This window comes from Skermanella aerolata KACC 11604, assembly GCF_000936425.1.
In the GTDB taxonomy this organism is placed as follows: domain Bacteria; phylum Pseudomonadota; class Alphaproteobacteria; order Azospirillales; family Azospirillaceae; genus Skermanella; species Skermanella aerolata.
Genome location: NZ_AVFK01000274.1, coordinates 1 through 203 on the forward strand (window position 1 = coordinate 1; position 203 = coordinate 203).

The 203-nt window shown below is 66.5% G+C and carries 1 protein-coding gene; it reads left to right on the forward strand.

The genetic code is table 11. The features are described from left to right. Positions 1 to 203: transposase (locus N826_RS42715; protein WP_211099532.1), on the forward strand; the 203-nt coding region annotated here is incomplete at both ends.

The window sequence follows — 203 nt, forward strand, 5'->3', positions numbered from 1 at the left end:
TACGCCGACGGAGCCCGCCAGGGAGCTCCGCAGGCAATCCAGGTCGCGGATCGCTTTCATCTCCTCCGGAACAGCGGTGATGCCCTGCGCGGCGTTCTCGAACACCATCACCGTCATCTGGCCGAAGCCGCTCGCAGCGCGGCAGCTTCGGCCATGGCCGAGCAGGAAACCAACGACAATACCGCCGATGTCGCGGACGGACC